Genomic DNA, 13,606 nt, shown 5'->3' with positions numbered 1-13,606 from the left:
CGAAAGAGGACGTATAGGGTGTGACGCCTGCCCGGTGCCGGAAGGTTAATTGATGGGGTCAGCGCAAGCGAAGCTCTTGATCGAAGCCCCGGTAAACGGCGGCCGTAACTATAACGGTCCTAAGGTAGCGAAATTCCTTGTCGGGTAAGTTCCGACCCGCACGAATGGCGTAACGATGGCGGCGCTGTCTCCACCCGAGACTCAGTGAAATTGAAATCGCTGTGAAGATGCAGTGTACCCGCGGCTAGACGGAAAGACCCCGTGAACCTTTACTATAGCTTTGCACTGAACATTGAACCTACTTGTGTAGGATAGGTGGGAGGCATTGAAACCCGGACGCCAGTTCGGGTGGAGCCAACCTTGAAATACCACCCTGGTATGTTTGATGTTCTAACCCAGGTCCGTTATCCGGATCGGGGACAGTGTATGGTGGGTAGTTTGACTGGGGCGGTCTCCTCCGAAAGCGTAACAGAGGAGCACGAAGGTTGGCTAAGTACGGTCGGAAATCGTACGGTTAGTGTAAGAGCATAAGCCAGCTTGACTGTGAGACAGACACGTCGAACAGGGTCGAAAGACGGTTCTAGTGATCCGGTGGTTCTGTATGGAAGGGCCATCGCTCAACGGATAAAAGGTACTCCGGGGATAACAGGCTGATACTGCCCAAGAGTCCATATCGACGGCAGTGTTTGGCACCTCGATGTCGGCTCATCACATCCTGGGGCTGAAGCAGGTCCCAAGGGTATGGCTGTTCGCCATTTAAAGTGGTACGCGAGCTGGGTTCAGAACGTCGTGAGACAGTTCGGTCCCTATCTGCCGTGGGCGTTCGAGATTTGAGGGGAGCTGTCTTTAGTACGAGAGGACCGAGATGGACACACCTCTGGTGTTCCGGTTGTCACGCCAGTGGCACTGCCGGGTAGCTAAGTGTGGATGGGATAACCGCTGAAAGCATCTAAGCGGGAAGCCCACCCCAAGATGAGATCTCGCTGGGACCTTGAGTCCCCTGAAGGGCCGTTGAAGACCACAACGTTGATAGGCTGGGTGTGGAAGCGCAGTAATGCGTGTAGCTAACCAGTACTAATGACCCGTGAGGCTTGACCATATAACGCCAAAACAGCTTGTCGACTGACAACAAACAAGATTCAGTGTACTTGTAACCGCATTCACTTCACGCAGACAGAGCAACGTCTCTGCCTGCAAACCCCTTTGCCTGGTGTCCATAGAGCGGTGGAACCACCTGTTCCCATCCCGAACACAGAAGTGAAACGCCGCATCGCCGATGATAGTGTGGGGTCTCCCCATGTGAAAGTAGGTCAACGCCAGGCTCCCCATTCAAAGCCCCCCGTACATATCCTGTGCGGGGGGCTTCCTTTTTCAGGCCTTAATTGTGCGGAAAAATAGTAGGTAAGCTCTGCACGACAAGCGCTAAATGTTTGCGTTTGCCCTTTCGCGCACTTTCTTAAAGGGCATCCCATGGGAGTCAGTAGTTGATTTTTCTGGCTCGCCTGTTAAATTTTCTACTGCCTCAAGCGAAGGCGAATTTGTCAATGGAGTGTTAAGGAGATAGTTATGAGACAAATGTTTCACGCCATTATTTTTGGATGCCTGTTGGTTATGGGTATGGTCAATGCCCCTGCTTATGCGGTTGAGAAGTTCAATTTGAATACAGCAACACAGGCCCAACTAGATGAAGTGAAAGGCATTGGGCCCAAGCTCTCAGCTGCGATCGTGGCCTACAGGGAGGCTCATCATGGATTCAAGTCGGTTGATGAGCTCAAGGAAGTGAAAGGTATTGGTGACAAGAGCTTTCTTAAGTTAAAGGATCATTTTGTGGTTGAGGGTCATCAGAAGCCTGCGGCTACCAAGAAATGATCGACTTTTCAGGTGCTAGATGACTGCGCTCAAGTCTCAGATGACGGTTTTTGTGAATGGTGTTGCCCATGGCATCGCTCAGCCATTGACCGTTCATGATTTGTTGATGGAACTAGGGCTTGAGTCCAAGCGTCTCGCCGTTGAGATCAATGGTGAGATCGTCTTTCGAGATCGGCGGGATTCAACTTTGCTTAGCGAAGGTGACCGTGTCGAGATTGTCCATGCCATCGGCGGTGGATGATCCTGCTTGAAGGTCCTTTCCATTCATCGTCCTCCGAAAGCCCTTGATCCGAGTGCTAACGATGGGTTCACCGCGTTAATCCTGCGGATGCCTTAATATATTCCAATCCTTAGCGTCGCTTCCTGCGGGTGTCCTTACCCTAAACACTAGGTCTGCTCTCTACCTATGGCTACTTGAAACTTGGTGTATCATTGTTACCTTGCTCAGAAAGCTAGGCAGATGCGTTTTGTTGCCAAGTTCGTTCATTTTTGGGGTCGTCTGCAAGTCACGGACTTGCTGGCATCGGTGATGACGCCGTCACTGATGATCGATCTTTCCTCTATAGAGTGCTCAAGAGAACGACTTGCGCAATCTATTGTCTTTGTCTGGATTATTTTCTGGGTTGATTTATGTTCGGTTGCCCGTGCGGGCAGATGCTTTTCAATATTTCAGAGGCTTAATCATGTCGATGGCTGATCGTGATGGTTTTATATGGTTTGATGGTGAGTTGATCGATTGGCGCTCTGCTCAAGTCCATGTGCTGACGCACAGTCTTCATTATGGCATGGGTTGTTTTGAGGGCGTCCGAGCTTATAAGACAGATCGCGGAACATCCATCTTCCGATTGGAAGATCACACGCGCCGCCTGACGAACTCAGCCCGCATTCTTGGTATGCCCATGCCTTATTCTGAGAGCGTGATTAACGAAGCACACCGCGAAGTCATTCGCTCTAACAAGCTGGATAGTGCCTACATGCGTCCGATCGTGTTCTATGGTTCCGAGGGTATGGGGCTTCGGGCGGATAACCTGAAAGTCCACGTAGCGGTCGCCGCGTGGGAGTGGGGCGCGTATTTGGGTGCGGATAACATTCAAAAGGGCATCCGAATCAAGACGTCGAGCTATTCACGTCACCATGTCAACGTGACGATGTGCAAGGCCAAGTCTACCGGTTCTTACATGAATTCCATGATGGCGTTGCGCGAAGCGACCCATGATGGCTATGACGAGGCCATGTTGCTGGATACGCAGGGCTTTGTTGCCGAAGGTTCGGGCGAGAATATCTTCCTTGTCAGAGACGGTATTTTGTACACGCCGGATCTGACGGCAGCCCTTGACGGGATCACGCGCCGCACAATCATGATCCTGGCCAAACGATTTGGTTATGAGGTAATCGAAAAGCGCATCACCCGCGATGAAGTCTACATTGCTGATGAGGCATTTTTCACTGGTACGGCGGCCGAGGTCACGCCTATCCGTGAAGTCGATAACCGGCCGATTGGCAGTGGTTCACGTGGACCGATTACCGAACGCTTGCAGTCGGCCTATTTTGATATTGTCCATGGTCGCTTCGATTCTGAATTCGATGGTTGGCTCGATTTTACCGAGGTGCGTGCATGAACCCGAATACCGCAGCCCATCCTGAGCAATACAAAAGGGCCAGTGCTGCGCGTGAAGTGGCCGTCCATCAGTCTGATCTGCCCGTATTTTGTCCTCGTGCAGACGAGACGCTTTGGAATGCGCATCCTCGCGTTTATATTCACTTGGAGAATGCGGGTGATCAGGCGCGCTGTATTTATTGCGGCACACTTTATCGGCTGATCGATTAAGCCGGAAAAAGCACATGTGGGCTTTGGTGCAGAATAATCCGTTGATGGTTGCTATCATCGTCATAGTCGTGCTGATCGCCATTGCGCTTCACGTGGGTATTTATCTGGTGATCAAGCGATTGGTCAATCGTGACCTGCCCCCAGCATCGGATGAATAAGTGCCACTTAATATCAGGTTTTTTACTGTCCCGCCTTTGCGGGATTTTTTTCGCGTCGGATTGTTGGTTGATGTGTCGCTAGAAATGCAACGTTAGGTGCTTCGGTGCTGATGAAACCGTTCACGTACCAACTGGGCAACATGAGGCGTGTCGTTGACGGGCGCGTATTGCCACTGTTCCAGTTTGCCTTCGAACGAGCGTGTGACGCCTTCTTCTCGCAATGCGCTATGGAAATCGTTTAGACGACCAGAATAGCCGTCGAAATCCAGCGTATAGACTGGCTTGCCGGTTGAGGCGGCTTCCGACACCATCGACACCGAATCGCCAGTCACGATCAAATAATCCGCCATACCGAGAATCGCGTGATAGGGGTTGGAGCCTTCGTTGTTCCAGAACCAGTGCGTTGTGCCCGCAAGCGCCGCTTTCATGGCGGCGATATTTTCCGTGCCTGTGCGTCGCGATGCCGTGACCCATAAATGAGCGTTCTCTTCAGCGGCTACTTTCCGTAGTGTTTCGATCAGTGTTCGACTTTTTTCTGGCGTCAGGGTGGCGGTCGCATTACTTCCGCCAATCAGCACGCCAATGATGGGTTGATTCTTTTTGATTGAATTCAGGTCTGGGTAGCGTTCGGATTGCACTGCGATGGCCTGTTCGATTTTTTCAGGCGTGACATTGTGCAGTGCGCCACGGGTATTGACGACATTCGGCCCGATCAAACCGTCGTGACGAGGCGGTGCGATCAGATCCACCAGATGATGCGGCATCTGCGGGTTCTGGATGTGCACGGTGAATACCCTACCGCCACTGGCGCGTTTGACACCCAGCGCAGCCGCGGCGCCCAGTCGCCCGCAGGATATGATGATGTCCGGCCAAGGTGCCTTTAATTGAGAGGATTGCGGCGTGAGGCGGGTGTGTGCTTTGGGTAGCCAGTGACCGGGTAGCCAGCGCCACGGTTTGGTTAAGTTGACCAGCTTGACCTCAAATGGCCAGCCGATGTGCTCGGCCAAGCCAACCGCCTGGTTGCGCAAGCCGACAGCATCATTCGTCAGTAGCCAGATTTTGGGTTGCGATGATGTTTCGTGCAATTTTGAACTCATGCCGAGGTGATTGGCTCATTCGGAAAGGCAAGTTCGTAGCGGTTTCGCCATTCTTGCGTGACATAGTTGATAATCAGGGTTCGGCGTATGCCGTTGATTTTTCTTGGTTCAAACCCATGCCACGTATTGGTTGACGGTACGAAGATCATCGCCGTATTGAACGTGGCCGGTACGCGCTGCGCGGGCGATTCTTTGGTTAAATAAATATCCGTTCCCCAACCTTCGTGCTCCGGGTCTTCTGCCATGTAGGCCAACATGGTGAATTTTTTAACGCCCAGATCGGTATGCGGCTCCAACCAGAAGCCCTCTGTATCAAGCGCATACTCGATGCGCAGGTTGGTGCCGGTTAAGTCGAGTTCGCAGCGCTGCTCGATAATCCGAATGAGTTCAGGTGATTGCAGTGCATGTGCAATAGCGGAACAGGTCGGGAATTTGTTAATGGCATCTTGATCGAAAAAACGTCGAGACTCATTATGAGTCTCTCGTCGCCCACCCGTATCATCGATGACGGGCGGCGAGAACGGGAGTTTGGAAATCGATCGGGCTGTTCCCAGTGGAAACAGTTCACGCAAGCGCCAGTGCCGGTAGGGTGACTCTTCCTGTTTTGCGGACTCGAATGAGTGCTTCAGGCTGGCTTTTACGGCATCTAATAGCGTTGAATCGAGCATACGCATAACCTTAAGATAACTAAACGATGAGAAGACATTGATGGGTATAATAATCCTCTTATCGCCTAAACGTTAAATTGTGTCCAATCTATGACCCTGTTGCCAGTTAATCCGGCCACCGATCGGCCCGTCGAGCGTGAGTCGCTGGTTGTGATGCAATTGTTGCCCGCGCTTGAAAGTGGCGGTGTCGAGCGCGGCACCATCGAAATCTCAGCGGCGTTGATTGCCGCCGGGCACAAAGCCATCGTCGTGTCGGGCGGGGGGCGCATGGTTGCTGAGTTAGAAGCGCTGGGGGCGGAGCATATCACCCTGCCCATCGGCAAAAAATCGCTGAGCAGCCTGCGCTATATCGCGATTCTGCGGCGATTGATGCAGGAAAAGCAGGTAGATATCGTGCACCTGCGTTCGCGATTACCGGCCTGGTTGGGTTATCTGGCATGGAAAAAGCTCGATCCGGCCACCCGCCCGCGTTTGGTCACCACCGTGCACGGGCCATACACCCCCAACTTCTACAGCGCTGTCATGCTCAAAGGCGAACGAATCATTGCGGTTTCCGGCATGATTGTTGCGTACATCCGGCGGCATTACCCTTGGGTTGATCCCGCCAAAATTACACGCATCTATCGTGGTGTCGATCCGGTTGCATTCTCGCCGGAATATCAACCCGAGTCGGCATGGTTGACGCGTTGGCAGACCGAGTTCCCGCAAACGGTCGGGAAATGGACAATTAACTTGCCAGGGCGCATCACCCGCTGGAAAGGCCAGCTTGATCTTCTTCAAATAGTTGCGCGGCTGAAGGCCGAAGGCATCCCCGTTCACGCATTGATCGTCGGCGGCGCGCATCCGCGAAAGCAGCAATTCTTGCAGGAAATCGAAGCGGAAATTTCGCGACGGAACTTGACCCAAGACGTGACTTTGGTCGGCCAGCGTTCAGATTTGAAAGACATTATGGCGATCAGTGACGTGGTGCTCTCGCTTTCGACCGAACCGGAGGCGTTTGGACGGGTCAGTCTGGAAGCATTAAGTCTCGGTCGTCCGGTGCTGGGCTATGCTCACGGCGGCGTGGGCGAACAACTCGCGGCCATGTATCCCGCCGGTGCCATAACTCTGGGCGATCTTGATGGCGCTGTTGAAACACTCAAGCGCTGGTATCGTGATGGCGCACCCGAAGTGCCCGCCGCCCGCCCCTTTACGCTAAAGGCGATGCAAGATCAGACATTGGCGATCTATCGAGAAATCAGCGCTGAACGCTAGAAAATGACTGAATCTTCTCTTCATGTGTTGCATGTCGTCGGGTCTGTCGGGATTGGCGGGGCAGAGCGTCATGTGTTGGATTTGTGTCAATTACAGAAAGCAAAGGGGCTTAGGGTGCGTGTAGCTTTGCCCGCCGCAGGCGCACTGAGCGTGGCGCTGGATATGCACGGTATCGAATATGCACTTTTTGGACGCGGCGGGCGTTGGAGTCCATTATCCCTTTGGCGGTTGTGGCGCATTATTCATAGGGATCCTCCGCACCTGATCCATGCGCACATGCCCCGCTCCGCATCCATGGTCGGCAGAACGAAGGGCCGCATTCCCTTAGTGGCTACGGCGCACAATATCGTGAAAAGCATTCGCCCATTCGTTGGTTCGGATTTCGTGATCTGTGTGTCGAATCAGGTGAAAGACTCACTCCTAGCGCTGGGTTTTCCAGGTGAACGGGCGTCGATCGTGCACAATGCGATTGTGCCGTTCCAGGAGGCTCTTGGCGCTCGTGATCAAATTCGTGCCGAGATGGGATGGCGTCACGCTGTCGTTATTCTCTGCGTCGCTCGTCTGGTGCCCGCAAAAGGTCAGTCGTACGCCATTCGGGCGTTACCTGAAATTCTGTCGAATGAACCGGCTGCGAAACTGGTTCTGGTCGGCGCCGGGCCCGATGATCTCATGCTGCGAGAACTGGCAATTAATTTGGGGGTAGCTGAGCATGTTGCCATCTTGGGGGCGCGCCAGGATGTACCCCATCTGTTGCAAGCGGCGGATATTTATCTCCAGCCGAGTCTCAAGGAAGGGTTCTGCATCGCCTTTCTCGAAGCCATGAGCATGGGGTTGCCGTGTGTGGGGACCCGTACCGGGGCCATTCCGGACATGCTGCAGTATGGGGATGAGGGTATTCTAATCGAGCCTGCGGATATTCATGCGATTGCGGGGAGCGTGAATCGTTTGATCAATGAGCCATCGCTTGCGACTCAATACGCTCAGAGGGCCAAGGCTTTTGTTAACGAGGCTTTTGGTCAGGGGCGCCAACTGCTTGAAACTTTGGCGGTCTATCAGTGCGTGGTAGCATCTGCGCGTAATTCATGGGGGGGTGAGTGATGGAAGCGAGTCATATGGTTGATTTTGGTGCCTTTGATGCCGCACCGTTGGTAAAGGAGCCCTTCGCGCATTTTGTGGCACATGGTTTTGTGCCCAAGTCCGTTATGGTCGATATCGACCGAGATTTCCCCGAGGTGCCCAAGCGCGGCAGCTTCCCCATGAGCGAACTCGACAGTGGGCCTAGCTTCAAAGCGCTGGTTGACTATCTCGAAAGCGATGAAGTGGCCGCAAAATTTTCTGAAAAACTAGGCATCGATCTCGTGGGCAAGCCGACGACGATGACGATTCGGGGGTTTAGCGGTGAGCAGGATGGCCGTGTGCATACCGATTCGCGCAGCAAGCTGGTCACCGTATTGCTCTATCTCAATTCGGGTTGGAGCAGCCCGGAGGGGCGTTTGCGTTTGCTGCGCTCGAATAATCTGGATGATTGGTTCGACGAAGTGCCGCCAGATGCCGGCACCCTGCTGGCCTTCGTGAATACCGAAAACGCATGGCACGGGCATAAGCCATTCGTCGGGCAACGGCGCAGCATTCAGCTCAACTGGGTGGTCAGTGACGCCGCCGTGCGCCGCAGCCAGTGGCGGCACGGGCTTTCGGCCAAAATCAAGCGCTGGCTCGGTGGCGGGAAAAAGTCGGTGGGCAATGCCCACTAATCGCGAGATGCGCGTGAAGCCAAACAGGCGGTCGGCATGACGGCAGGTTGGCTGGTCGTGGTATGGGGGTTCGTCGGAATCATCGCGCTGCTGGCATTGGCCGCTCGGTACAATGTCTGGCGTTGGCCGAAGCCGCTCGGCTGGCCGCGCATTTTGATGTATCACCGCATTCAACCTGCTGCTGCCAATCGACTTCGGGGCGAGGGAATCACGGCAACGACAACGCAGTTCGAGGCGCATCTGAACTGGCTGGCTGCGCACGGTGCGCGATTCGTGACTGTATCTGAATTGATGGCCGCAGAAAATCCGGCGCATATGGTCGCGATTACCTTCGATGATGGTTATGCGGACAACTTCAGCCATGCTTGGCCAATCCTGAAAAAATTTTCCGCTCCGGCCACCATTTATCTTGCGCCCGACATGCCGGATATCGAGCGGCTGAGCCCTGAAATGATTGCCGAGATGAGCGCGGCAGGTATTGAGTTCGGCGCCCACACGATGACTCATATTCACTTGCCTTCGAACAACGACACTCGGGCGCTGGCCGAAATTCAAGCATCGAAAGCGGCGGTGGAATCCCTGACGGGTAGGCCTTGCATGAGTTTTGCCTATCCGTACGGCAAATACTCCGACAAGCACGTCGCGATGGTCGCCGCGGCCGGATTTTCCACCGCGGTGACCACCAAGAAAAAGATTCTGCCGCGCCGGAAGTTCGATCCGTTGTGTCTGCCGCGTTTGTCCATGGTCGGGCAAATGAACGGTTTTGAGTTCTGGCTGACCATCACCCGAGGACGCTATCGCGTATGAATGATATGGCCGCCACTGTCCGTGATCAGCGCGATGGCGCACCCGTCAGCGTATTTCTGATCACCAAGAACTGCGCCCAATGGCTCGATGACGTGCTATCTGCCGTGTCCGGCTTTGCAGAAATTGTTATCGTCGATTCCGGCTCGACCGACGAAACCCTGGCGATTGCCAAACGCCACGGCGCACATGTCGTCCATCAGGAATTTCTGGGGTACGGGCAGCAAAAGCAGGTGGCGCTCGATCTGTGTACCCAGCCTTGGGTGCTCAATCTCGATGGCGATGAAGTGATCGATGCCGAACTGCGCGACGCGATTATCGAACTGGTGCAGCGAGACGACCCCAACGTGATGGGTGGACAGGTTCGATTCCGCGATTGGTTCATCGGCGTGCCAGCCAGTAAACATACACGGGCGATTTCCCGCGTGCGCCTATGGCGACGTGGGCGCGGGCGGTTTCTGTCCGAGCAGATCGTGCATGAATCCGTGCAATTGGATACAAGTGGCCAAATCGAACATCTGCCCGGCTGGGTCGAACATTACGGTGTGGAGTCGGTCGCCCTGCGTGTGCAGAAGATCAATCATTACTCGACGATGCGTGCTGAATTGGACGCCAGTCGCGGCAAAAAACCATCAGCCCTCAAGCTGTTTACGATTTTCCCGCTGCGTTTTCTCAAAAACTATCTGCTCCGGCGGGCGTTTCTCGATGGCCGTCGCGGACTGATTCAGGCGATGGCGAGTGCGTATTATTCCTTTCTCATCGAAGCCAAGAAATTTGAAGCCGCAGAACGTGCGCGTTTGGGGCTGTCGTCTCAACACAAGGATAAATCATGAATTCGGATCATCTCGCGCAAAATACGGTGTCATTAGTCAATCGACCGATGGACTGGGCGCAGAAATTGGCGCTCATTGCTGTGGTGCTCTTGCCGATTTTAGTGCTATTCAAGCGGGTGCCCGCCGAAGTGGCCGTCGGCGTGACCGTGCTGATCGCGCTGTTCGTTGCGATTCGTCGTCGGGATTTTTCCTGGCTGGCGCAAGGTTGGGTGTACGCGGCGGCGGCATTGTCGGTCATCTTGCTCGCGCTCTCGCCTTTTTCCGTGAATCCGGCCAACTCGGCCTTATCCGCCGTTCTGGCGTTCCGCTGGCCCGTATTCGCCGCCGCGCTGATCTGGTTGTTTTCAAGGCAGCCCAATACCTTGGTTTGGTTTGAGCGCGCCATGCTGGCCGTGATTGTGTTTATTGTGCTGGATACCTTCCTGCAATATGTCATCGGACGAGATGTTTTCGGGCACGCGCCATCCAGCTCGTTTCGGCTGACCGGGCCATTCGATCACCCGATGGTCGGCACGTTTACGGATCGGGTCTGGTTTATTGGGCTGGCGGTCGTCTGGTTCGCCGCATTGCGATGGCGTGAACTCTGGGCATTGCTTGCCATTGCCGGTATGTCGGCGATCGGCGCATTATTCCTGTTTTTAACGGGCGAGCGCGCCGCGTTACTGACCTATCTTCTGGGTAGTGGTTTGGTGATGCTGGGCGTGATGATTCACCATCGTCGTTGGCGTATGCCGCTGATCGGACTGCTCGTCGTGCTCGGTGTGGCCGTGACCGGTGTGGCCATCACCCAAAAAGAAATGGTGCATCGCAGCGTGGATTCGACGGTTCACACCATCCAAAATCTGGACGAGAGCGTGTATGGCTTGAACTTTATGACGGCTTTTGCCGAATTTGAGGCCAAACCTTGGACGGGCATCGGCACGCGCGAATTCAAAGCCTATTGCGATACCCATCTGCCCGCCTACAAGGCCCGCTACGACGCCATGGGTTTTGATGGCGCGGTGATTCATCCGCATAATTTCTATAGCGGTATGTTGGCCGAGGGCGGCATTTTCGCTTTTGTCATTTTCGTGACCATGGTGCTCTTGTTGTTCGCCAAAATGATTGGTGACTCGATTCGTCACGGTGTGCCGATGCAAGCTTATTTCGGTAGCGCCGTTTTGCTCACCACATTCTGGCCGCTGCAAAGCACGATGGAATATTTCAATGGCTGGACGGCGGCCGTGATCTGGACGGGTGTGGCGTGGTCGATGGCCCGTGCACGTGCAGCCTGAGCATGTGCCACCACAATCCGGGCAAAATGGGGTGACCGAGACGGCGATTATCCTCCCGCATCGAGAGGCTTTTTCTGTCGATCGCCCGGGCGCGATTGCACTAACGCTGGCGAACCAACTTGAGCACGAACCTGATTGCAGCGCGATTTGGGGTGATCCCTTGCGTGCTGCACCCCTTGTGCCCGCGGTGCCGTATGTTGGTTTGGCGACGCCCAAATGGTGGCCCGCAAGACAAACGATACGTTACCGCTGGGCCATTGCCCGCGCCATAAAACGCCAGAAACCGCAGCGACTGGAAATCCATAATCGGGCGCATCTGTTCCATGAGTTCAGTCACCTTAAACTCGGTTTATCTCTGTATGTACATAACGACCCGCACTCGATTCGTGGTCTGAAGACCCCCAAAGACCGGCAGCGTCTGTTGATGCGTGCCGATTATGTCGTCGCCGTAAGTGAATTCATTCGACAGCGTTTGTGCGAAGGCGTGTCCGCATCGCTTTGTGCGCGTGTGGTCGTTGTGCCCAATACCCTTGATCTGGCTCGATTTGCCCCCGAAGCTGAAAAGCAGAAAGAAATATTGTTTGTCGGAAGGCTCATTCCCGAAAAGGGTGCATTGCCCTTATTACAGGCGTTGCAGACGGTGTTGCCCCGGTTTCCCGAATGGCGCGCTCGCTTTATCGGTGCATGGCATTTTGGGCAAACTACGGCGCAGTACCCGCACGAACGTGAGTTACTGGCAACCCTTCATCCACAAATGCGCGACCGGATTCTGTTCGACTGGTACCAGCCTTATGAGAGGGTCACCGCGGCATTCAATCGAGCGGCCATCGCGGTGGTGCCTTCGCTCTGGGCAGAGCCTTTTGGCCGAACGGCGCTGGAGGGGATGGCGGCAGGTTGCGCAGTGATCGCGTCGAATCGCGGCGGCCTGCCGGAAGTGGTCGGCGAAGCGGGGTTGCTGGTCGAGCCGACGGCTGAACATCTGTCGGATGCATTGACGCGATTGATGTCTGATGATGCCTATCGACAGGCCATCGGGTTACTCGGTGCAGATCGTGCGCGCACGGTGTTTGAGCCGTCGACCATCCACGAAAAAATCAACCTTCTACGCAGAGGTTGATTATTCCGGTTCGACTGCTGCCTCGGCTTGATCCGGTGCCCGGTTTTTGTAGCGTCGATGCCCCCACAGATACGCGCTGGGCTTCGCGCGGATTTCCTCTTCCAGTACGTGGACGAGCCTGGCTGTATCGGCGACATCATCGCCGCTGGGTAGATTGTCCAGCGGTGGGTGAACGATCACTTCGTAGGTTTCACCTGATCGGCGCACGTAATAGGGCAACACGACCGCATTGCCCATCCGTGCCAGAATCGGAATGGCCAGATTGGTGGTGCATTGCACGCCGAAGAACGGAATGAAGGCGCTTTGTTTGCCGTGGAAGCTTTGATCGGCCGCTGTCCAGATAATCCCGCCCTTTTTCAGCGTACGCACCATGGCGCGTGTGTTCTCGCGATCGATCAGACTGACCACGTGCTTGCGGCGCCCAACATTAATCAGCTCATCGATGACGGGGTTGTCGTTCGGGCGATAAACGGCATGAACCGGCCAGCGTCTTGCGGCAAGATAAACGGACATCTCACCCTGAGTGAAATGGCCGGCATTGAGAATCACGCCTTGGCCGCGGGCGAGTGCAGCTTCAACATGCTCCGCGCCGGTGACCGTGTGCGCGGGCGGCGGTTCGGTTTTGCCATACCAGCCCCAGATCGATTCCAGCGCATCCGCGCCCAGGCGGTCGAAATGTTCGTTAATGATCTCATCGCGCCACGCTGCCGTCGAATCGGGGAAGGCAGTTTGCAGGTTTTGCGCCATAATCTTGCGTCGCTTACCGACGAAACGTTTGCTCAGGCGGCCAAGCAGGGCACCGATGCGAAGGCGGGCCGATTGTGGCAAGGCCGCGATTGCCCGCAGCAGCCAAGTGAGTAGGCACAATGAAATTTTTTGCAGAAAGGATAGCGAATGCGTCATGAAGTAGATTTTAACAGTTGGCATCACTGCGGGCACTTCGGTGTGCATGT

15 protein-coding genes and 2 rRNA genes (1 of these 17 only partly in view) are annotated in these 13,606 nt (G+C 54.8%); 14 read left to right on the top strand and 3 right to left on the bottom strand.

All coding sequences use genetic code 11. The features are described 5' to 3' along the window. The 7 genes from HNEAP_RS10640 to HNEAP_RS12750 form a co-directional block, all read left to right on the top strand. Nucleotides 1-1,099: ribosomal RNA gene (locus tag HNEAP_RS10640) — 23S ribosomal RNA — on the top strand (it extends 1,778 nt beyond the left edge of the window). 107 nt (nt 1,100-1,206) lie between these two features. Beyond that, nucleotides 1,207-1,322, top strand: a 5S ribosomal RNA gene (rrf, locus tag HNEAP_RS10635). Between the two features lie 244 nt (nt 1,323-1,566). Continuing rightward, nucleotides 1,567-1,869, top strand: a complete 303-nt coding sequence (locus HNEAP_RS10630; RefSeq protein WP_012824986.1) for a ComEA family DNA-binding protein — start codon at nt 1,567-1,569, stop codon at nt 1,867-1,869. A 19-nt stretch (nt 1,870-1,888) separates the two neighbouring features. Then, a complete protein-coding gene (thiS, locus tag HNEAP_RS10625) occupies nt 1,889-2,110 on the top strand; it encodes a sulfur carrier protein ThiS (protein ID WP_012824985.1) in 222 nt (73 codons plus the stop codon). A 442-nt stretch (nt 2,111-2,552) separates the two neighbouring features. Further along, nucleotides 2,553-3,488: a branched-chain amino acid transaminase gene (locus tag HNEAP_RS10620; RefSeq protein WP_012824984.1), complete on the top strand. Its 936-nt coding sequence runs from the start codon at nt 2,553-2,555 to the stop codon at nt 3,486-3,488. After that, nucleotides 3,485-3,697, top strand: a complete 213-nt coding sequence (locus tag HNEAP_RS10615; protein ID WP_012824983.1) for a zinc-finger domain-containing protein — start codon at nt 3,485-3,487, stop codon at nt 3,695-3,697. Before HNEAP_RS10620 ends, HNEAP_RS10615 begins: the two co-directional genes overlap by 4 nt. Before the next feature lie 14 nt (nt 3,698-3,711). Next, a complete protein-coding gene (locus tag HNEAP_RS12750; protein WP_012824982.1) occupies nt 3,712-3,855 on the top strand; it encodes a hypothetical protein in 144 nt (47 codons plus the stop codon). A 92-nt stretch (nt 3,856-3,947) separates the two neighbouring features. Here the strand turns inward: HNEAP_RS12750 and HNEAP_RS10610 are convergent, their stop codons facing one another. Together HNEAP_RS10610 and HNEAP_RS10605 are read right to left on the bottom strand one after the other, a co-directional pair. Beyond that, nucleotides 3,948-4,952, bottom strand: coding sequence for a mitochondrial fission ELM1 family protein (locus HNEAP_RS10610; protein WP_012824981.1), 1,005 nt, complete (start codon nt 4,950-4,952; stop codon nt 3,948-3,950). Next, nucleotides 4,949-5,620 carry a 2OG-Fe(II) oxygenase gene (locus HNEAP_RS10605; RefSeq protein WP_012824980.1) on the bottom strand — a complete coding sequence of 224 codons (672 nt, stop codon included), beginning with the start codon at nt 5,618-5,620 and terminating at the stop codon, nt 4,949-4,951. Before HNEAP_RS10605 ends, HNEAP_RS10610 begins: the two co-directional genes overlap by 4 nt. A 90-nt stretch (nt 5,621-5,710) precedes the next feature. On the opposite strand from HNEAP_RS10605, the gene HNEAP_RS10600 reads away from it, so the two are divergent. Genes HNEAP_RS10600 through HNEAP_RS10570 form a run of 7 tightly spaced genes read left to right on the top strand, consistent with a single transcriptional unit; the run spans nt 5,711 to nt 12,653 of the window. After that, nucleotides 5,711-6,874, top strand: a complete 1,164-nt coding sequence (locus HNEAP_RS10600; RefSeq protein WP_012824979.1) for a glycosyltransferase family 4 protein — start codon at nt 5,711-5,713, stop codon at nt 6,872-6,874. 3 nt (nt 6,875-6,877) lie between these two features. Next, complete coding sequence (locus HNEAP_RS10595) at nt 6,878-7,972, top strand: glycosyltransferase family 4 protein (protein ID WP_012824978.1); 1,095 nt, start codon at nt 6,878-6,880, stop codon at nt 7,970-7,972. Then, the gene (locus HNEAP_RS10590) at nt 7,972-8,625 is read left to right on the top strand and encodes a 2OG-Fe(II) oxygenase (protein ID WP_208107185.1); all 654 of its coding nucleotides are present in this window, start codon (nt 7,972-7,974) and stop codon (nt 8,623-8,625) included. The genes HNEAP_RS10595 and HNEAP_RS10590 overlap by 1 nt, the downstream gene beginning before the upstream one ends. Nucleotides 8,626-8,661: 36 nt before the next feature. Further along, complete coding sequence (locus HNEAP_RS10585; RefSeq protein WP_012824976.1) at nt 8,662-9,432, top strand: polysaccharide deacetylase family protein; 771 nt, start codon at nt 8,662-8,664, stop codon at nt 9,430-9,432. After that, nucleotides 9,429-10,262: a glycosyltransferase family 2 protein gene (locus tag HNEAP_RS10580; protein WP_012824975.1), complete on the top strand. Its 834-nt coding sequence runs from the start codon at nt 9,429-9,431 to the stop codon at nt 10,260-10,262. Before HNEAP_RS10585 ends, HNEAP_RS10580 begins: the two co-directional genes overlap by 4 nt. Then, on the top strand, nt 10,259-11,536 hold the full coding sequence (locus tag HNEAP_RS10575) for an O-antigen ligase family protein (RefSeq protein WP_012824974.1): 1,278 nt from the start codon (nt 10,259-10,261) through the stop codon (nt 11,534-11,536). The genes HNEAP_RS10580 and HNEAP_RS10575 overlap by 4 nt, the downstream gene beginning before the upstream one ends. Beyond that, nucleotides 11,520-12,653 carry a glycosyltransferase family 4 protein gene (locus tag HNEAP_RS10570; protein ID WP_049772531.1) on the top strand — a complete coding sequence of 378 codons (1,134 nt, stop codon included), beginning with the start codon at nt 11,520-11,522 and terminating at the stop codon, nt 12,651-12,653. The genes HNEAP_RS10575 and HNEAP_RS10570 overlap by 17 nt, the downstream gene beginning before the upstream one ends. Here the strand turns inward: HNEAP_RS10570 and HNEAP_RS10565 are convergent, their stop codons facing one another. After that, nucleotides 12,654-13,604 carry a lysophospholipid acyltransferase family protein gene (locus tag HNEAP_RS10565; protein WP_012824972.1) on the bottom strand — a complete coding sequence of 317 codons (951 nt, stop codon included), beginning with the start codon at nt 13,602-13,604 and terminating at the stop codon, nt 12,654-12,656. It abuts the gene before it with no gap. Nucleotides 13,605-13,606 lie beyond the last annotated feature (2 nt).

The sequence above is a fragment of the Halothiobacillus neapolitanus c2 genome (genome assembly GCF_000024765.1).
Taxonomy (GTDB): domain Bacteria; phylum Pseudomonadota; class Gammaproteobacteria; order Halothiobacillales; family Halothiobacillaceae; genus Halothiobacillus; species Halothiobacillus neapolitanus.
Note: the sequence above shows the minus strand (reverse complement) of the source record. Positions and strands in the feature narration are given on the sequence as shown.